This is a genomic window from Agriterribacter sp., assembly GCF_035444585.1.
Classification (GTDB): domain Bacteria; phylum Bacteroidota; class Bacteroidia; order Chitinophagales; family Chitinophagaceae; genus Agriterribacter.
On record NZ_DAOMOZ010000013.1, the window covers coordinates 20,650 to 41,720 of the forward strand.

Annotated in this window: 16 protein-coding genes; all 16 read left to right on the plus strand. The window is 47.7% G+C overall.

Going from position 1 to position 21,071, the window contains the following annotated elements; translation table 11 throughout:
• The first annotated feature begins 1 nt into the window (after nt 1).
• Nucleotides 2-943: a D-2-hydroxyacid dehydrogenase gene (locus PLH26_RS02635; RefSeq protein ID WP_324584430.1), complete on the plus strand. Its 942-nt coding sequence runs from the start codon at nt 2-4 to the stop codon at nt 941-943.
• 22 nt (nt 944-965) lie between these two features.
• Nucleotides 966-1,724 carry a phytanoyl-CoA dioxygenase family protein gene (locus PLH26_RS02640; RefSeq protein ID WP_324584431.1) on the plus strand — a complete coding sequence of 253 codons (759 nt, stop codon included), beginning with the start codon at nt 966-968 and terminating at the stop codon, nt 1,722-1,724.
• Nucleotides 1,725-1,737: 13 nt separating this feature from the next.
• Nucleotides 1,738-2,520, plus strand: a complete 783-nt coding sequence (locus PLH26_RS02645; RefSeq protein WP_324584432.1) for a phytanoyl-CoA dioxygenase family protein — start codon at nt 1,738-1,740, stop codon at nt 2,518-2,520.
• 33 nt (nt 2,521-2,553) lie between these two features.
• Complete coding sequence (locus tag PLH26_RS02650) at nt 2,554-3,684, plus strand: sialidase family protein (protein ID WP_324584433.1); 1,131 nt, start codon at nt 2,554-2,556, stop codon at nt 3,682-3,684.
• Between the two features lie 8 nt (nt 3,685-3,692).
• The gene (locus PLH26_RS02655; protein ID WP_324584434.1) at nt 3,693-4,631 is read left to right on the plus strand and encodes a dihydrodipicolinate synthase family protein; all 939 of its coding nucleotides are present in this window, start codon (nt 3,693-3,695) and stop codon (nt 4,629-4,631) included.
• Nucleotides 4,632-4,642: 11 nt separating this feature from the next.
• The gene (locus PLH26_RS02660; RefSeq protein WP_324584435.1) at nt 4,643-5,968 is read left to right on the plus strand and encodes a sialidase family protein; all 1,326 of its coding nucleotides are present in this window, start codon (nt 4,643-4,645) and stop codon (nt 5,966-5,968) included.
• Complete coding sequence (locus PLH26_RS02665; RefSeq protein WP_324584436.1) at nt 5,965-7,110, plus strand: mandelate racemase/muconate lactonizing enzyme family protein; 1,146 nt, start codon at nt 5,965-5,967, stop codon at nt 7,108-7,110. Before PLH26_RS02660 ends, PLH26_RS02665 begins: the two co-directional genes overlap by 4 nt.
• Nucleotides 7,111-7,574: 464 nt before the next feature.
• Complete coding sequence (locus tag PLH26_RS02670) at nt 7,575-9,983, plus strand: TonB-dependent receptor plug domain-containing protein (RefSeq protein WP_324584437.1); 2,409 nt, start codon at nt 7,575-7,577, stop codon at nt 9,981-9,983.
• Between the two features lie 2 nt (nt 9,984-9,985).
• Nucleotides 9,986-11,389: a RagB/SusD family nutrient uptake outer membrane protein gene (locus PLH26_RS02675; RefSeq protein WP_324584438.1), complete on the plus strand. Its 1,404-nt coding sequence runs from the start codon at nt 9,986-9,988 to the stop codon at nt 11,387-11,389.
• A 39-nt stretch (nt 11,390-11,428) separates the two neighbouring features.
• Nucleotides 11,429-14,497, plus strand: coding sequence for a SusC/RagA family TonB-linked outer membrane protein (locus PLH26_RS02680; RefSeq protein ID WP_324584439.1), 3,069 nt, complete (start codon nt 11,429-11,431; stop codon nt 14,495-14,497).
• A gap of 41 nt (nt 14,498-14,538) precedes the next feature.
• A complete protein-coding gene (locus PLH26_RS02685; RefSeq protein WP_324584440.1) occupies nt 14,539-16,068 on the plus strand; it encodes a RagB/SusD family nutrient uptake outer membrane protein in 1,530 nt (509 codons plus the stop codon).
• Nucleotides 16,069-16,242: 174 nt separating this feature from the next.
• Entirely contained in the window at nt 16,243-16,878 is a 636-nt protein-coding gene (locus tag PLH26_RS02690) for a fasciclin domain-containing protein (protein ID WP_324584441.1), read from the plus strand.
• Nucleotides 16,879-16,885: 7 nt separating this feature from the next.
• Complete coding sequence (locus PLH26_RS02695; protein WP_324584442.1) at nt 16,886-17,734, plus strand: DUF5007 domain-containing protein; 849 nt, start codon at nt 16,886-16,888, stop codon at nt 17,732-17,734.
• 122 nt (nt 17,735-17,856) lie between these two features.
• Nucleotides 17,857-19,491 (plus strand): LamG-like jellyroll fold domain-containing protein, encoded by a 1,635-nt coding sequence (locus PLH26_RS02700; RefSeq protein WP_324584443.1) that lies wholly within the window; start codon nt 17,857-17,859, stop codon nt 19,489-19,491.
• Nucleotides 19,492-19,504: 13 nt separating this feature from the next.
• Complete coding sequence (locus PLH26_RS02705; protein WP_324584444.1) at nt 19,505-19,978, plus strand: hypothetical protein; 474 nt, start codon at nt 19,505-19,507, stop codon at nt 19,976-19,978.
• 83 nt (nt 19,979-20,061) lie between these two features.
• A partial coding sequence (locus PLH26_RS02710; RefSeq protein WP_324584445.1) for an Ig-like domain-containing domain occupies nt 20,062-21,071 on the plus strand: 1,010 nt, incomplete at its 3' end.

The following is a 21,071-nucleotide window of genomic DNA, read 5'->3' on the forward strand; positions in this document are numbered from 1 at the left end:
CATGAATATTTATATAGACACTCCCTTCCGGGAACGGCATAAACAATATTTAAGAAAGGCTATACAGGATGATGAACTGGTTTTTAAAGATGAACTGGCAACGCCCGGGGAGCAGCTTGCCGCATTATTATCTGCGGATATTTTACTGGGCAATCCCAAACCTGTGGAGTGGTTGCAGAAAGCAGATAACCTCAAATGGGTGCAGTTGTATTCTACAGGCTTCGAATATTACAGCCATATCAGCATACCGGCTGTAATTACCAATATGCAGGATTATTATTCCCGGCCCTGTGCCGAAACGGTGGTGGCAGGTATACTGGCTTTGTACAGGGGCATAGATACCTGCACCCGGCTGAAGGATCAGCAGAAATGGGTTGGTTATACGCTCCGCAAGGAATTTCAGATACTGTCCGGAAAAAAAATAATCATTCTTGGCTGGGGTAATATTGGCAAAAGAACGGCGGCGATACTGAAAGGCTTCAATTGCCAGATAAATATTTACTCCAGGTCTTCTTCTGATGCACATATGCATACTGCCGAAGAATTAAAAAAGCAGCTTCCCTATGCCGATATTGTAATAGGCTGTTTGCCCGGTACGGGTCAAACCCGTGGGATGTTTACTACAGAAATGATCCGGCTTATGAAGCCAGGCGCTGTTTTTTGCAATGCAGGCAGGGGTAATTTACTGCAGGATGAACAGGCCCTGATCACCGCCCTTCATCAAAAAAAACTGGGCGGAGCTGTATTGGATGTAACTGCTGAGGAACCCATACCTGCACAACATCCGCTCTGGACATGCCCCAACACCATTCTCAGCCAGCATTCGGGCGGTGGCTCTGCTACAGAATACGACGGTATAGCTGAGCTGTTCATACAGAACCTCCAGGCGTTTAAACGCGGAGAACCATTGAAAAACCAGGTACAGTTTGAGAAAGGCTATTAAATAAAATTAAATAAAATTGTTTATGAGAACATTTGATCAAAAACAGTTGCAGGAGCAGTTCAGAGAAGACGGGTTCGTGTTTCTCCCGGGATTTATTAACGAAGCAGAAGTGGAACAAATTCATCTGCACCTGGAAAAACTGATTAAAGAAAAAGTGCCGGTCATGCCCCCTGAGCATGTCTTTTATGAAAAAAAGGATGATCCGTCAACATTAAAACAGTTGCAAACATTATTTTCCTATGATGATTTTTTTTACCGGCTTATGTTTGGAAGTCGTTTTGAGGCGTTGGCCTCCGTACTGCTGGATGATGGCGTGGTGGGAAAAAACATGCAATACTTTAATAAACCCCCGCTTACAGGCAAGCCCACTCCTCCGCACCAGGACGGGTACTATTTTATGCTCGAGCCCAATGAGGCAGTAACGATGTGGCTCGGCCTTGAACCTGTAAATGAGGAAAATGGTTGTGTAAGATATGTGAAAGGCTCTCACCGGAAAGGCATACGGTCACATGGCAAAACGGGCACACTGGGCTTTTCCCAGGGAATAACCGATTATGGACGGGAGGACGACAAAGAAGTGTGGAGGGTTACGAAAGCCGGTGACCTGCTGGTACATCATTCTTTAACAATTCACAGGGCCGATGCAAATATGAGCAGCGATCGTACCCGGAAGGCATTGGGCTTTATTTATTATGCCCAAAAGGCAAAGGAGAATACGGCCGCTAAAACAGCGTACCAGCAAAAACTCAATGAAGAGATCAGAAAAGCTTCTTTATCCTGAAAATATATTTGATATGAACAAACATGAACAATATTTTAATTATTCTTTTTTAAGTAAAGAAGACATAAACCTGTTTGACGAAAAAGGTTTTTTAGTGATTAAGAAAATACTTACGCCCTCCGGGCTCACACAAATGAGGGAAGAGTGCATGAAAGCGTGGAATGCTCAGAAACAGGCATTTGACCCGTCTAAGTCGTGGCTGCAAAATTCTTTACTGGTGAATATTCATCATCAGTCTTCCGTGGCGCGTAATTACTATTTTGAAGGTCCTTTGGTAGATATTGCAAGCCAGATCATCGGGCCCAACATTAAAGGCGCTACCTCGCAGCTTACTTTTAAAATGCGGGGCAATACAAAGCCTTTTGGCTGGCACCAGGATAACGGTTACGGAGAGCTGGAACCTTATAATGCCCTGACAACACTTACTGCCCTCGACGATACGGATCGCGGTAACGGATGTCTGTGGCTTATCCCGGGAAGCCATAAGCAGGGGCAGATCAAAGTGAAGCAGACCGAGGAACAAAAAACAAAGCAGGCCGAGATCATTGTAGATGCAGATGAAGATCTTGCCGTGCCAATGGAAATGGAAGCCGGTGACGCTTTGATATTTAACTGCTGGATGCTGCACAAGTCGGATGGAAACTATGCCGGTGACCGCGACAGGCGAATATTGTTTTTAAGATATGCCGATGCCGATGCAGTTGAAGTGTATAACAACCGAAAGCCACGGTTGGGTCGCCTGGTAAAAGGTTCAAGCATCTTTGAAGAAGTAAGAGCGTTTGAGAAAGAATTATAACCCGCAAATTATTCATCGGTAAAAATCATTGTCATGAACATTTGTAAAGCCATGTCCCGAAAATTAACATGCTGTTTTCTGTTCGTATTGCTGTCAGCACAGATCCTTAAATCCCAGGAGTTAAATCATTTGTTTAAACAGGGAGAAAGTGACTATAAATGTTTCAGGATACCGGTAATAGTGTCAACGAACAACGGAACCCTCCTGGCATTTGCTGAAGCCAGGAAAAACGGCTGCAGCGATACGGGCGATATTGACCTGGTATTGAAGCGCTCTTCCGACGGGGGAAAAACATGGGGAGGACTTGAAGTTGTTTGGAATGATGCTGAGAACACTTGTGGAAACCCTGCTCCCGTCGTAGACAGAAATACCGGGAACATTATTTTGCTTTCTACCTGGAACCTGGGAACAGATCACGAAAAAGATATCATTGCTTTAAAGAGCGGGGATACACGCAGGGTATTTGTTCTCAGGTCAACGGATGACGGCAGAACCTGGTCGACAGCAAGAGAAATAACAAAAGATACCAAAAAGGATGACTGGACATGGTATGCTACCGGACCTGCAAACGGCATACAGATACAAAAGGGAAAATACAAAGGTCGTCTCGTAATTCCCTGTGATCACATTGAAGCAGCATCGAAAAAATACTATTCCCATGCTATCTATTCGGATGATGGCGGTGAAACCTGGGAACTGGGCAACAGCACGCCGCAGGACCAGGTAAATGAATGCACGGTAGCCGAATTGTCGGGGGGAAAACTCATGCTTAACATGCGCAACTATAATGAAACCCGTTTAAGACAGGTTTCAGTTAGCAAAGACGGAGGACATTCCTGGTCGGATCTGAAAGGTGATCCGGCGCTGATTGAACCGGTATGCCAGGGAAGTCTTTTGAATTATAAGCAGGCCGGCAAAAAGGCATTGGCCTTTTCAAACCCCGCAAGCAAAGAAAAGCGTGTGAACATGACTGTTAGATTGAGTGTTGATGATGGTAAAACATGGAAGTACAGTAAAGTATTGTATGAAGGACCGTCTGCATATTCGAGCCTCGTGGTGCTCCCTAATGGTAATCTGGCCTGCTTGTTTGAAGCGGGCATCAAAAACCCCTATGAAGGCATTGTGTTCCGGGAAATACCGCTATCTGAAATCAAACGAAAATAGTTTGCATTATGCTGCTTACGGCTGCCACACTCAGGGGAAACTGGGCTACGCTTTTGCTACCCATCAACAGCGACGAATCTATTGATTATAATAAGTTGTCGGATGAGGTAGAATATTTTATTGAACAAAAGGTTGATGGCATTTACACTAACGGAACGGCCTGCGAGCTGCACAATCAAACAGAAGAAGAATTTTACAAAATCCAGGAGATCCTGGCAACCCTGTGCCATGCCTGTCAAATGCCTTTTCAGATAGGAGTAAGTCATCCTTTTCCGGCAGTAACCTTGCAAAGAATTAAAAACACATTATCGCTTAGGCCTTCAGCTTATCAGGTTATTTTACCGGATTGGGTTGTTGCAGGGCCGGTAGAAAGGGTAGCCTATTTGAGCAGGCTGGCAGAAGCAGCCCCCGGTATACCGCTTGTTTTGTATAATCCGCCACATGCAAAAAAGGAGTTGAGCTCACATGAGCTGCAAAACTTAAGCAGTGAGATACCTGGTTTAATTGGTGTAAAACTTGCCGGCGGTGATGAGCAGTGGTTTAAAGAGATGCAATGGGCGCGGGAACGGCTTTCGGTGTTCGTACCCGGGCATTTGCTTGCATCCGGTGTGCATAAAGGCATTGCATCCGGAGCCTATTCTAATGTGGCATGCATCAGCCCCGGAGGCGCACAATGGTGGTGGCGGTTGATTAACACAGATGTATATACCGCCCTTGAAGTGGAAAAACGGATCCTTGATTTTTTTGATGAATGCATTGTTCCGTTTAAAAATAAAGGATATTCTAATCCTGCACTTGATAAACTATTGGCAGCATCAGGCGGATGGAACAGCATTGGAACGAGGCTGAGATGGCCCTATAAATGGATCCCCGGAACAGAAACAGAAGCCGTGGCAAAAAGAGCCCGCAAATATTTACCAGAGTTCTTTAATAATTCCTTTTCATAAAATCATTTCTTATGCCTGGAAAAAAACTATTCCTTTCTATCTCTGCATTTGTTGCGTCACAAACCATATCGGCCCAATTCCTGTCTGATTCAACAGACAGAATTGCAGACACTATCCAGATACAGGATATCAATTTCCCTTCATCAAAACTTCCCCGGCCGTTACAGGTGATGAATGATGTGGGGATAGCTACTTTTTCCTGGGTAAAAACATCAGTACTTCACTATGCCAGGAACAAGTCCGGGGGATTGTATGAAACAAGGGCTACGGTTACTCCCGGTGGTGATTACCTGCTGATGTTCCCCGATGGAGGGCACTATGGACCGGGGAAAGACAAAAAAGTAAATGATATGCTTTCCCTTCGCTCAAAAGACAAAGGAAAAACATGGAGTAAGCCTGTAGTTGCTTTTGACATTGACTATAATCAGCACGGCTTTATTCCGTTCATCCCTAAAAATTCAAAGCGGATATATGCGTTTGGTACCCAGCCGGTGTTTGGGATGTATAAAAGTACCGACGGGCAACATGAAAATGCACCTATAGGTTACCGTTATTCTGATGACGATGGTTATACCTGGTCGGAAGTCAGGTTTATCCGCCCCGTAAATGACCCGGAGTTTCGGGGTATGTCGGTGATGAGGATGACGGAAACGGACAGGGGAACGTGGTTGCTTGGAAGCCATGAAGGCGATTGGAGCTATAAACCCCTGATCACACGGCAATACCTGCTGAGGTCGGAAGACAAAGGCCTTACGTGGGAATTGCTTCCGGGCAAAAGGCACGGAGGCTGGCATGTTAAAGGATTTGGCCGGATGGATGAAGGACGTCCCATCAACATTGGAAATGACAAAGTGTTTTTGATGACAAGATCGCCCGAGGGCCACCTTTGGTCTTCAACAAGTTCAGATGATGGAAAAACATGGGCGCCTTTTAAACCAACTCCCCTGGTTCATCCCGACGCTCCTCCCATGTTGTTTAAGCTCTCAGACAATAAAACACTCATTGCATTTCATCACAATCGGCATCACGACCTTAACTACACGGGATTAAGCGGAAGCAAAAAAGAAATAATGATGGACAGATCAGAATTGTGGTTCTCATTGTCAGAAGATGATGGAGCAACCTGGAGCGAGCCCAGGTTGTTCCTGGTGAATGCATTAGCCGAAGCCTATACTTCTCATTTCAGAAATTATCAATGTTCTTATATGGATTTGTTTATTGATAATGGTGAATTGCATTGCTTCATTCCTCACAGATGGCAAAGGGTCCTGTACCTCCGCTTCAGTGAAACAGATCTTAATAAATTTCCTACAGGCAGGGAACTTCTGAAAAAATGATCATAACAGGAATCACTACGCGAATCATAAGACAGTCGTCTGAACTATGGTACGGCGCTCTGCCGGTACCCGACAACTATACCCCTTATTTTGATTTTCCTTTCAGCATCATTCATACCAGTGAGGGGATAGAGGGATACACAATGGATTATTGTCCGCTGGGGCAGGGTTACGGATCGGCCTATGCAGTGCACGATATATATTACCGCATACTTAAGGGCAAAAACCCTGTTCGCCATGAAGCGATCTGGCAGGAATGCCGGTCGCTGCAAAGACACCTGTATAATTACAGGGAAGCTGTGTGGGGAAATCTTGACGTGGCAATCTGGGATATAAAAGGGAAGATTACAGGTTTGCCCATAGCAGATTTACTGGGAAGATGCAGAGATAAAGTTCCGGTATATGCAAGCTGTCCCCCTCAAACTATTGTTAATATGGATATGCTTGAACAACAGGTTTTACAAAAGATAAAGGAGGGCTTTAAAGGAGTAAAGCTTCAGTTGTTCGGGAGATCGGGGGAGGAGTTACCCAAGATCCGCAAAGCCAGGGAACTGGCAGGAGAAGCATTTCCGCTGATGCTGGATTGTAATGGAGCATTGAGTTTTGAAGATGCATTAAAAGTAGGCTTTGAGCTGGATGACCTCAGGTACGAATGGTTTGAAGAACCCATTCCCGACGCACAGATCGTGTTGCTGAAAAAATTATCCGGTGCCATCCGCACTCCTGTGCTTGCTGCCGAAACAGTAGGTTTGTTTGAATTACCCCATTATATGAATGAAGGCGCAATAGATATAATAAGGGGCGATGTCCATCACAAAAGCGGTATTACCGGTGTAATGAAGGCTTTGGGCATGTGCGAAATGATGGGGTATGAGTTTGAAATTCATACTGCGGCATCTCCTTTACTGGACGTTGCCAACCTGCACGTTGCTTGTGCAACAAGGCTTTCCAGGTTCCTGGAATCTCATCACAGCATGTTCAGGTTCGGATTGAAAAACAGCCCGCTTGAAATAGATAAGGATGGCTGCCAGCATTGTCCCGGGGAGCCTGGACTGGGCGTTGAATTAGACTGGGACTGGCTGGACAACCATACCGTTAAGGTTTTAAAGGACGGCTTACCCGGGGAGGTAAGAATGGATTAAAGGATCACCGGCACACGCGTTCCCCAACCCGGAAGTTTATCGTTTCACCTGGCCGATGGTGAATTTTCCGTTTCACACCCATCATCTCACAAAAGCAAGTGGTGAATTCAATTTGCCTGTTCACCGTGTCCTGTTTTTTGTATACCCCGATCAACCACTATCGCCGCACCCCGCTTCCACCATGCAAACACGGCTTGCATGACTGATATAGAAGGTTTTACAAAAGCTTAATCTTAACAAAATATAGGCTTAATAAATGGTGTTTAATATTGTTAAACAATTGAGTCACAGTAAATTTTATCAAACAACCAAATTATGTGGATAACTTTTTATTGTAAAATTGTTAGTAATTATAAACTTTTGTTTAATTTAACTAAATAATTCGAACCCGTGGTAAAGGTTTGCGCTTTCCTTTTCAGGAAAATACCAAAGACTAAAATAAATAGAACCAACTAATAAAAATTATGAGACTGATCCCTAAACCGGGTGGAAAAGTCCTGCTTTTCCTTCTTATATCTATTGGTGCTGCGATGAGTGTGATGGCTCAGGATTCCCTGCGGGTAGACAGCATGATCTTATCCAACAGGAGCGGGCTGGAAAATATCCTACAGGGAAGTGTAGCCGGATTAAGGGTAAAAAGCTGGTCGGGTACGCCCGGCGCCCAGTCTACACTGAACTTACGCGGGTTGGGCCTGGATCCTACGGATCAATCCACAATGCCCCTTATTCTTATCAATGGGGTGCCCATGTTGGCCGGTCCTTCCAATGTAACGGCAATCAATCCCCTCACTTATTTTTCTCCCGAGCAGATCGAAAGTATAGAAGTGATTAAAGACATTGATCGCCTTGCCGCTTATGGCGTACAGGCGCCTAACGGAGCGCTCAATATTATTATGAAAGAAGGGAAGTCCGGGTCTATTCATGTTCGGGCCAACGCCTATGCCGGGGCTGATTTCCTGCAAAATATGGATTACAAGCGGGATGCCTTCTACAACTTTAATACAACGGCCCGCAGAGCTGTGTATGATGATGGCGGCATGGTGCACGGGCAAACATTGCTGGTAGATGGCGCGGGCAGCTACGGCTCCTATCTTTTTGGGCTGTCAAATCACCAGGATAAGGGTATTATAAAAAATACCGGGTTTGGAAGCCAGTCCTTGTTTCTGAATGCGAAATACAATATTACCGACCGCTTCACCGCTCATTTCTATAATAATATGGCGCTCGCCAACCGGAACGGACGTTATGCCGGAGAATACAGCCGTAACCTGACCCTGCCCGTGGTTGGCGATGAAGCGTTTTTCATGGACAAGAACCGTAATCTCGGGTTGATGTCCTCTATGGGTTTGGCCTATTTTGTAAACGACAACCTTACCATCCGCTCCGTGGCAAGCCTTTCCTACGAAGGCGCCAGCCGGGATGTATATATCCCTTCCAACCTGCTTGACAGAGATATTTATGCTTCAAGCGCTGCCTATAAACGGCAATTGATTACCTGGAATACTTCCCTGAACTGGCTGCATGAATTTTCCAGGGCGCTGCAAATGGATATGACGCTCGGCAATGAGTTCAGAAATACAGATAACCGCCTTACTTCAGCCAACGGGCAACGCAGCTTGGAAAACGGCGGATCGGATTTTGTAAAAGTGGTTACGGGCTATAATGCCAGTCAAATGGTGGCATTGTCGGATCATGACCTGGAAAAGCTTGCATCCTTTTACGGGATCTGGAAATTCAAATATAAAAATGACCTCAACGTAAACCTGGTGGGCCGTGCCGATGGCAGCTCCCTGTACGATAAGAAATGGGCATTTTACCCGGCGCTTGGCATTCATTATGATCTGAAAAACACACTGAACATCCCTGTAAAACTCAATGCAGGCATCGGGAAAACGGGTGTGCTGAGCAGGCCGGAAGTATACCGCGGGCAGTTAGATGCGTACGGAGATTATTATGGTGGCAATTACCTGGGTATAGGAGAGTTGTATCCGGCTTTCAGCGGCGCCAAAAGTATTGACGTGACACAGATTGATGCCGGTATAACGGTTGCGCTCGGATCAGTGCTGGATCTTTCCGTAAATTACTTCAATAAAACCTACAGCGATTTTACCTATCAGCGGTACCAGCCCAATATCGCCGGCATTGCCTATAAATATGAAACCGGCGGCAAACTTGGGTTGTCGGGTGTTGAAGTGGCGCTCAATGGCAACTGGATACATTCCACTCATTTCTCATGGGCCAGCAATCTGAACATTGCCTTCTACCGGAACAAGGTAAAATCATTACCCGGCGATATTGGAAATACCAGCCTCGCCCACCTTGGCGCGGTATCGGGCGCCCCGGTCACTTCGCTTGTGGCCTGGCAGGGCAGTACAGAAAAAAGCATTGGCAACAGCGATCCAAAGGCCTTTGGCGGGTTTACCAATACGTTGCGTTATCGTAATATTTCTGCCGCCTTCATACTCTCCTACGCCTGGGGAGCAGACATTGCAGCGGCATCTTTCAACAGCCGCTATGACGCAGAAGCCGTCAATTATGATTTTCCTGTTAAAAACGCGGAAACGCCTTATTACCTGATCAATGAAGGAACCAACGGCCGTACCATTTACCAGGGGATCAGGACCATTGAAGATGGAAGCTTTGTACGCCTGAGCAGGGCTGCGGTTTCCTGGCACTTCAACTCGATATCTAAAAAAGCGGAAGCATTAAGCGACCTGGAAATATTTATACGCGGCGACAACCTGTTTACTCTTTCGCGGTACAGCGGCATCAATCCGGAAGAAAATATTACGGGTTACCGCAGGTATGATCTGATGTATACCGGTACACCCCTGCCTGCTTCGGTAGCGCTGGGCATTAAAGTGGTTTTTTAAGCATGATGCTATTAAAAATGAACAACATGACACACTGGATGAAATATTGGAAGCTATTTGTGCGTGAGAGGAGAAACCTGCCTGCCGGCAGGCAGGCGACATGTCAGATGCTCACGTCTCACGTCTCACGTTTCACGCCCGGCCTGGTATTGGTAATGGTTCTGTTTTGCTCCTGCCGTAAGAGCCTTACGGTGCCCCAGGAAAACAGCACGGTGGAAGACGGCTATTATCAGTCTGCGCAACGCATCCAGCAGGCAGTGATCGGTGGCTACGTAGACCTGCGGAGAGCCCTGTTGGCCGACTATGCCTGGATGATGTATGGCGAGGCCCGGGCGGGAGACCTGAAGGTGGAGGTTGCTTTCCAGTCACGGGTGGCCGACCAGGATCTCACAGCCGCTGATCAAAATTTAGGGCAGCTTTCGGACTGGGGATACTTTTATGATGTGATCAAAGATGCCGGCGATGTGCTGGACATTATAGACGGGGCAGAAGAAGGAGTGCTGAGCAGTTATCAGCGAAACGTATACCGGGGTGAAGCGCTGGCGCTCAAATCTATGGCCTATTTTTACCTGGCCCGGATCTGGGGATCAGTGCCATCAGCCGAGAAAAACAATTTTGGCAGCCGCCTTACCGGCGAAGAAGCGATTACCCAGGCGATGACATGGGCAACAGAAGCGCAGAAGCTCCTGCCCTGGATCTTGCTCAATGATGATGGGATTGAAAGCGCTGCATTAACGGCAGTGCGTTTTAACAAAACCGCAGTAACGCAATTGCTGGCCCAGGAAGCATTGTGGCTCAACAACGGACAGAGCGCCTATGACCTGCTGACCAATACCTTTACCGGCAATGCAACGGATAGCCTGTCGGGTTTTGGGCTTGCGATCGGTGAAGACCGGCGTACCGATATTCCGCAGGCGCCCCTGAGCGCAGGTATACTGAGCATGCCCCTGGCAACATTCAATGCTATTTACCCGGATGGTGATGCACGCCGCGGGAGTATGTTTAATATTTCCGGTAATTCCGCCACGCTGATCGTACAGGACGCCAGCAAAGTAGAGCTTCTGCCGGTACGGGAGATCAATTTATTATTTGCAGAAGCTGCCTGGCGTTCAGAACGGCTGGAGGAGGCCAAAGAATGGCTCATCACCGCTGCAAACGGCGCCACAGAAGACTACAGCATTTTAACGGAAGGAACATTCGGCGAAGCGCTCCTGCTGGAACGGCAACGCATGCTGGTGGGCACCGGGCAACGTATGTTTGACCTGATCCGGTTTGGCGAAGTATCCACCTATATACCTGTATTTACAGAAGCTGATGTTACCAACGGCGCTGCCTATTGGCCGCTGTCGGCCAACAGTATCAGGGGCAATGGATGGAGCCAGAATGCTTATTGGGCAATTCCTTAAGGGATATATAAAAAAATTGAACTGAAAAAAACAATTGTAATGAAGGCATTAATAAAAGGAGCCTGTTTGCTTTTTGCTGTACTGATGCTATGTGTAGCCGGTATCGCACAATCCGAAATGACCGGTAAGGTCAGCGATCCCGATGGTAAAGCGATCATCGGCGCTTCCGTGGAGGTCAAAGGCAAAATGACCGGCGCTACTACCGATGCCGCAGGGCATTTCCGGTTGCGGATGAGCGTGGGCGATACGCTGGTGCTTTCATCCATAGGTTTTGAAACCCGGGAGATCGTGTTCAGAAAAGCGTCTGATCTGACGATCTCGCTGGCTGAAGCAAATACGATCCTGAGCGACATTGTGGTAACGGGTTATAAAAGCCAGGAAAAGACGGAAATTACGGGATCTGTTTCCACCATTAAAATGGACAAAATAGCGGAAGGGCAGGCGGCAGAATCTTTCAGCTCCCTGCTGCAGGGCAAAGTAGCCGGTGTAAACATCCAGTTGAACTCCGGGGAACCGGGGGCTACCCCTGCCATCATCATCAGAGGGCTGGCTGCAGTAAGCCGCGGCGACGCTTCCGCCATTTCCGAGCCGTTGTATGTGATTGACGGTATACCCATCATTTCAAAAATGAGCAGCGAATTTGCTGTTACCAGCACCAATGTGCTGGCCGACCTTAACCCCAGCGATATCGAAGATGTGGTAGTGCTCAAAGATGCATCTGCCGCAGCTATTTACGGCTCAAGAGCGGCAAACGGGGTGATCCTGATCACTACCAAAAAAGGCAAACGAGGCAAGCCGCAGATCAATTTCAATATCCGCACCGGTGTGAATTTTGTACCACAGCTCAGGGATGTGGCCGCCGGAACCAAAGAACGGGAACAGGTTAAAAGCCTCTACGATCTGTACGCACCTTACGGTATAGCTATGCCGGCGATGTATACCGATGTTACAAACCCGTTCTACAACAACTCGTCCGACTGGCAGGGCTACCTGTACAACACTTCCGTTACGCAGGACTACGGCGCCTCCATTCGCGGAGCCGGCGATTTTGGACAATACAGCATCAGCATGGGTTATATGGATAGCAAAGGCATCCTGTTCAACACCGGCTTCAAGCGCTACAGCCTCATGGCCAATACCAGTTTCAACGCTTTAAAAAGTAAGCTGATCATTAACAATACGCTGGCCGTTTCGCGCACCGACCAGGGCAGGAATCCCGATGGACTCTCCACTACCTACTCTTCCCTGCTGCCGCTGCCGGATAATCCGCTGGTAAAAGGTGCGGAAGTGTACCAGCCGGGACATATTTCAAACCTGAATGATCGCGTACGGTTCAGTTCCGATGCTACGCTGAACATTCTGAGGAACCTGAGCTATAAGGCCAGCCTCAGCCTGGAGTATTTGCGGGCTATGCAGGATAATTATTCTGAATCCAGACGTACCCTGAGAGCAACCAATCTCAGCGCCGTGGGCGAAAACCAAAACCTGCTTTTCCAGAACACCGTTACCTATACGCCTAAGTTTGGAGACGGGCACAGCCTGAGCGTTTTACTGGGGCAGAGCATGGAAAAAACAGAGGCGAAAATAACTACAGTAAACAGTATAAGTGCAGCACCCACCCTGTCGCAAACAGTGAACTGGCCCCGGGGCAGCAGCATCGGCTCCAGCAATTACGGCGCCAGCACCCTGATGTCGTATTTCAGCCGCATTGATTATAATTTTCAGCAGAAATACCTGCTGGGGGCTTCTATCCGTACAGACGGGTCTTCCAAGTTCGGTAAGGCCAACCGCTGGGGTGTGTTCCCGTCTATTTCGGCAGGCTGGAATTTCTATAAAGAAGATATTTTTGCTGATGCAGGCTGGCTGTCGAGCGGTAAGATCCGCGGTAGTTACGGGCTGTCGGGAACCACCTGGGACAATAACTACCTGGCGCTGGGGATCATGGACGGGGGCGCACTGGACCGGTATAATTCTTTGGTCGAGATCGCCTATGGAGGCATTTCAGGGTTTACACCCACCTGGCTTGATGGCTTCAAGAACGACAACCTTACCTGGGTGAAAACCAATATGGCCAATCTCGGTATTGACCTCACCTTATTCAAAGGAAAGGTAGAATTCATTTTTGATGCGTATGAAAAATTGACCAAAGGGTTGCTTTTGTCCACTGCCCTGCCCACTACATCGGGTTATAATGAAGTATACCGTAATGCTGCAGATGTGCTGAACCGCGGTCTGGAGTTCACTGTTAATACCAATATGAGATTTGGCAGGGATTTTACCTGGAATACCAGTTTGAACTTTGCCTATAACAAGAACAGGGTCATCAGGCTTCCGGATGGCAATGCAGATATCATTAAAGTGAGCACTTCGGGGCAGGACTTCGGATCCATTATCCGTGTGGGGAACCCGCTCAACGGTTTCTTCTTCTACGAATCGCAGGGTATTTACCAGGCAGAAGATCAGATCCCGGTAGATCCCAAAACCGGGAGAAAGCTGGTGGGATTGCAGAACAAGAGCCTGCAGGTAGGCGACCGTAATTTTAAAGATCAGAACGGCGACTATAGCATTGATGTTGCCGACCGTATATATTCCGGTGATCCGAATCCGAGATGGAACGGTGGATGGACCAATGATTTCACCTATAAAGGATTCAGCCTTAACATCGTCTCCACTTTTGTGGTCGGCAGGGAGATTGTCAATACCGCATTGCTCGACCGCCTCAAGCTGGGGAAAGATTTTGCGGGAAGTTCTTCCCTGCCCAACTTCGACAATTATGCCATTTGGGAAAAAAGCGGTGATAATGCCAGGTATCCTACCCTTAATCCGTGGAGCGATGCAACACAGGTGATCAATTATGATTCTGAGTATATAGAAGACGGTTCTTATTTCAAGATCAGGTCCGCCACCCTGTCTTATACTTTTAGCAACAGGGTCATGGAGCGGTTCCCTTTTGAAAGGATGCGGATCTATTGCACGGCAGACAACCTTATAACATTCCAAAAGTATAGCGGCCCCGATGCTGAGCTGGTTACCATTGATGGTTTCGACATGTCGGGAGGATACCCGATGCGGAGAATGTTATTGTTTGGCGTTTCCATTTCACTATAAAGTATGATCATTTGATCGGGGTAAAATAAAGTCATTTGAATATGAAAAGTAAATATATCATTATCGGTTGTGTATGGTTCATATCCCTTTTAGGGCAATCATGCAAAAAGTGGCTGGAAGAATTGCCGATCAATACGGTAACGGAAGACCAGGCCTGGAAAACAGGCAGCGATGCTGAAGGCGCTGTGGCTGCAGCTTTCGCCATTTTCCGCAGGGCGCTGTCGGGATTAACCAAAGACGATACGCCGGCAACGACCCGCAACGGATCATGGGGCGATTATTATTTCTGGGGTGATGCGCGCTCGGGAGACTGGATCACGCCGAATGATGACGGCGACTGGCAGGCCACCTTCGAAAACCACCTGATCCAGCGCACAGAGCTGGAGCCCATGACCAACTGGAGGCTTTTTTACCGTACCGTTGAACAGTGCAACCTGGTGCTCGAAAAAATTCCGGATATCACCAACGGGCTTACGGCGGATCGGCAAAAACAGTTACTGGCGGAAGCCCGTTTCCTGAGAGCATTAGCGCATTTTTATGCAGCGCGGATCTGGGGAGACGTTCCGATAAACCTCGAAGCGCGCAATGTGCGGCCATTAGGCAGGGAACCCCTCAGTTCCGTGATGCAGATGGTGGTGGAAGAAGCGGATATTGCCATACCGGATCTGCCCTGGAAACATGAAGGAACCATCAAAGAGTCCATGTCAAGAGGCACAAAAGGCGCAGCCCTCGCAATGAAAGCGCATGCATTGATGTGGTTGAAAGATTACCAGGGCGCTTCCAATGCCATGAAAGAGATCATCGATTCACAAGTATTTAAGCTGGTACCGATAGACCAGTTCCGGAATTTATTTGATTTAGGAGAATCGGAAGAGATGATCTTAGAAATGTATTATGATAAGAAGAAGGGAGAATTTGCCGATTATTACGGGCATATTATGACCTATTATCTTACCAATCCCTATACCGACAGGAGCAATTTAACGCTGGCGGTACCAAGGTCAAGGATACTGGAGATCTATCCCGATTATGCCAGGGATCAGTCGGACAAAAGGGTGCCCGCATTTTTTGAAAGCATTGATTTTTCGGTGAGCGCCAGTGAGCTGAGACCTGTACTGGCCGATCCTTTGGCAAATGGTGAAAGAACGATCATGTTTGCCAAATTCAGAAAGGTCAAAGACCGCAGCTATAGCCTTATGGAAGCGCCGGTTCCTGTTTTCAGGTATGCAGATATACTGCTGCTGAAGGCTGAAGCAGATGCAAGGCTGGGTAACGTAGGCGAGGCGCTTACCAACTTAAATGCTGTGCGCAGGCGTGCGGGAATTCCGGATTTTACCAGGGATGATCAGCCTGTTGTTATAGAAGAAGTGCTGGAAGAGCGGCGGAGGGAGCTGACCGGTGAGTTTCAGCGCGTGTACGACCTCGTTCGCCTGGGGCGTTTGCACGAATTCAATCCGTACATCACAGCCCAGGGCGAAAAGGACGGCGCCGGATTTTTTCCTGTGAGTGATGAAGCTTTTGCCAATAATCCGAATATGGAACAAACGTATTACTGGCAGTTTAACCAGTAGGGGATGGCAATGAGTGAATAGTGAAAAGTGAATGGTGAATTGTGAATTGTGAGAAGTGAGAGGTGAAACGTGAGAGGTGAAACGTGAGAAGTGAAACGTGAGAAGTGAAAGGGTGAAGACTGAAAGCTAAAAGCTCCTGACAGCTAAACTATAAATGATAAACTTATATAACGAATGAAATCAATAATCGCAATAGCGCTTGTAACAGTGGTGTTTGTTTCGGGGTGCAGCAAGGATTATTTTGCAGACGGAGGGGTCCTGGATCCCGATGAAACAGCAACCCTGGGAATGTCCACTATGGATTACCTGAAAAGCCGCCCTGACGTGTTTGATACCCTCACCGCGCTGATCACCCTCACCGGGCTGGAAGGGGCTGTGAATGCCGATGGTTCTACCTTTCTGGCTCCGAAGAATTATTCCATTCATAATTACTTCAACCTGGTATTCCCCGACCCGGAGAAGCGGCCCAAAACCTTCGGCGATTTCACCGATGAAGAAATGGAAGCGATAGCGGAAATATTGAAGAACTATATCATCCCCGGCAAAGAGGTCGTAAGAAGCGGGCTGGGCACCGCTTACAGTTATGATACTACTTACGGGGGCGTTAAAGCGCGTTTTAATATTGTACAGAGCGATTACCTGGGCAATGTGAATATGGGTGCCAGGAATATTGTTTTTTCCCTTAATAAAGGTATGCCGGGAACCTTTGAAATATATTTATCCGTTCCGGTAGAAACGGCAGACCTGCGCTCAACGAACGGCATCGTGCATGTGCTTGCCGCCGATTCACACATTTTTGGATTTAATTAGGTAAGAGATGACATATAATAACAGGATATTTCAATTTTTGACGGCAGTATTTGGGAGTACTATGCTGCTCACGGGCGCCTGTACCAAAATTCCGCAGGAAGGAAGCATCGCCCCGGATATTACCTATAAAAACAGGAAACAGTATGCAATCTCGGGGTTGCATCTGAATATCGGCGACTTCCAGTCTTCCACCTCCACGCTGCCCCTGACGTTTGAAATCGTGGAGATCAGGGAACCCGGCGGTAAACCTGTCAGCGCATTAAGCGATGAAATTGCTGTGGTCCGTTATAAAGAAGCCCTTGTTGGCAACGAAAGCGCTGAAGAGCTGGCGCTGAAGTCGGATACGGTGATGGTTCCTGCCGTAAAGATCAATGAGTTTACCGGTGTGTTGGAAATACTGGAAGGGAACAAAATTCCTGCAGGGGAGTATCATTTTGATATACGGGTATCGAACAAATCGGGCACCAGGCTGTTAACAGATGCCCTCGTGGTGGAATTTAAAGAGCAGGATGTTTTGTCCTGGTCGTCGGGCATGGCCAAACAGCCTGAAATTGAACGTGTGGGCGATGAGCCCAACCAGATCCGTTTTGTGGCATACCTGGATGGACAGCCGCTTCCCGGCGATTATATTGACTTTACCAAAGACCGTGCTGCCGGGTTCAAGGGCACTTTTGTGGATGATACCGATGAAGGGGAAATATGGAGTGTGAATTTCCCGGTGAAGGAAGCTGATACTTATGCTACCTGGAAAATAGTAACCGAGGTGGGAGGTGTGGAACAGGTGAGCTATGAGGCTTACAATTTCAACTTTGTGATAGGGATCCCGGGTAGCTATGTGGTTCGATTGTACAAATAACAAAAAATATGCGGATAAAACGCCTATGGAGGTTTTCGTTGCACACGAAAATGTTGATCAGGCGTTCCCTGCCCGTCCGGTCAGGCGGGCATCCGGCCAATAAAAAAACAAAAGATATGCGGATGACTTACTTTTTTAGATATGCCTGCCTGCTGTTGGCTGTTTTGCTGATACAAGGCAGCCCGGTGTCTGCTCAAACGAAAACCAGGAAAATATTGGTGATCGGAGTAGATGGTATTATCAATACCGCCATTGATTATGCGGCCACACCGGGCATTGGCGCCCTCAGGTCCAACGGCTCCTATAGCATGAGTGGTTATGGCGGTGTTCCCGCCTATGCCAGTTCCGGCTGGTCTACGATGCTTACAGGCGTTTCCGCCGATAAGCATGGCGTTACGGTCAATGAATCTTTTTCGGGGAACAATTTTGCGCAATATCCCTCGGTGGTCAGCCGCATGAAAACAGCGCTCTCTTCTTTGGTAGTGGCTTCGGTTGTGCGCACCCCCGAGATCAATACATTACTCAATGGGGCAGCAGACCAGAAATTTCAGTTTACTACAGATGAAGAAGTCTATAACAAATCAGTGGAACTGCTGAAGCAGGCAGACATGGGTGCGGTATTTGTGCAATTCAGCAGCCCCGCCGATGTTGGAAATGTTGTGGGATTTCAGTTGCGCCAGGCACAGTATGTGCTGGCTATTCAGAAAATTGATGAGTATGTGGCCGGGCTACAGACAGCCATCCAGTCCAGGACAGATTATACCAATGAGGACTGGAATATTTTCCTGGCGTCCACGCATGGCGGAACAGAATCCGGGGTACCGCAGAGCACTACACTGGAAGAGATCAATGTTCCGATCATTCTTTCAGGCGCTGAAATGGACAAAAAAGAATTGATCGGTACGGCGCTGGCGCCCCGCGAAAATGCGGATAATGTTTTGACAATAAATAAAGCTCCGTCAGGCGACAAAACTTATGTCCGTATCCCTATCAAAGGAACGCCCTTACAGGGGATGAACAAATTTACCATCGAATTCTGGCTGAAAGCAGGCGATAATTCCAGCGACCCCTCCATCATGGGAGACAAGGACTGGGATTCGGGAGGCAACCCCGGCTTTATCATCTGCAGGAGCGGAACATCATGGAAGATCAATTTTGCCAATGAAAAGCGGGAACGTTACGACATTGGTTCCTCCAAAACACTGGAAGACGGCAACTGGCACCACATTGCCATTGCATTTGATAAAACCAGCTATTGCACGATATACCAGGATGGCGAAAAAGTAAATGAATCGGCACTTACCTATAAGAGTGCAGATAATATGACCTCGCCTTTTGATTATATCTGTCTGGCGCAGGAGGGAACAGGACGATACGGCGGCGGAGCGCCTAACTGGGCAGGTTCTTTCAATGAAGTGAGAATATGGACGGATGTGCTCTCCGGCGAAACGATCAAAGATTACATGTACCTCCGCAATATTGAAAACAGCAACCATCCCAACAAAGCTTCGCTGAACCTGTACCTGAAGCTGGATGAAGTAAGAGGTACTGTAATTAAAGATTATAGCGGCAAAGGGCATGATGGCGAACTGGTGGGCATTGCCACCGAACGTCACCCCTACTACCCGATAGGACTAACAGATGTAGCCGTGAATATATTGAGCCATTTTGGGATTGCTCCGGATGCCGGTTGGGGGCTGGAAGGAAGCGTGCTGAAATCAAACGTGCCTTACCGTTTATTTAAAGTGCCCAGATAAAAACCATAGTGTCATGAAACTGAATTTGAAATTGTTTTTAGTGCTGCTTATTGCAGGTATGGCAGGAGTAGCTTCCTGCACAAAAGATAAATTGCGACATGAAGTGCCGGATCCGGAACAACTGGTCTCCGGCAGGCTGGCAGGCACCTGGGCGAATCCCGGCAATATAGTTACACCCGACAATGTGCCGTCTGAAGTGTTTGGAACCATGCGCCTGGTATTTACCACGGATGCTTCAGGCAATCCGGAGAAGTTCCTGGCACAGAATTGCCCGATCGTATTTGGCAATGCGGGTGTTGCAACCTGGACCGTTACCGGTACAGAGGACAGCGCCACAGTAAATGTAACGGGGGTTGAGCCGGTAGATGAATTCAGCGTAAAGGTTGAAGGATCTACGCTAACGCTCTCCTTTTACATGGGATGGGAGAATACCGATACGAAAGCAACAGGAAAGGGAGACTTCCGGGTAACGCTCACCCGCCAGTAACAAACAGAGATGAACGCTTTTAACCCATAAATCATAAGCAGCGGCCTGCAGGGCCAATTTCAAATAAATCAAAAAATGTTCGGATGAAAAAGAATAATAAGGTATTTGTTTTGCTGTTGTCAATGGCAGTGGCGGGTATTGTGCTGGTCGTATCATGTAAAGAAAAATTCGACCATACTATTGATACGGCCAATCCGGTTGTGGTTAGTTATAACCCGGCTTTGGCAGTTGAAGGCGTTGCCGTGAACAGTGACCTGATACTGACCTTTAGCGAAAACGTAAAAAAAGGAAGTGGTGAAGTGGCGATTATAGGCGCCTCCGATACCATACGCATTAACGTTGAGTCGGATGCCGTAACAATAGATAAAGACATGAGGGTGGTGACCATTAATCCTCCGGCAGACCTGGAGGCAGATGAATTTTATACTGTTACCCTGGGAGCGGGAACCTTCACAGACCTGTTGGATAATCAGTATATGGGTATGCCATCCGGATCGTCGTGGATTTTTAAAACCGTGGGCACCAGCGGACTGGCGTTGAGCGCCATGAACCCCTTGCCTGGCAGTACCGACGCCTCCCTGTTTGCGCTGGAACTGATCTTTGCTGTTGACGTACAAAAGGGTGCCGGCAGCATCAATGTGTTTAAAAGCGACGGAGATACCAAGATAGCTGAAATACCTGTTAGCAGTCAGTCTGTATCCATTGAAGGTAAGAAGGTGACAGTGAAGCTGGGAACACCGCTTGAATTTGCTACTGCTTATTATGTGCTTGCAGACGCAGGTAGCATTGTAGATGCGGGCGGTAAAGCTTTCGAAGGTTTTTTAATGCCGGGATCCTGGAGCTTCACTACTACAAGCGGCAGCGGGAACAACCTGCTGGTGTACCTGCCCATGGATAATGACCTGAATGACGTGAGCGGCAACCGTTTTGACGCCATGAAAGGTGAACTGGCTACAGCCGACGTTACTTTTGTAACCGATCCCCAACGGGGGAGGGTGGCTTCATTTAATGCAGGCTCTTATGCCGTACTTCCAAAGCATGATTTGCTGAGGCCGGGTCTTTCACAAAGCTTTAGTTTTAGTTTCTGGACAAA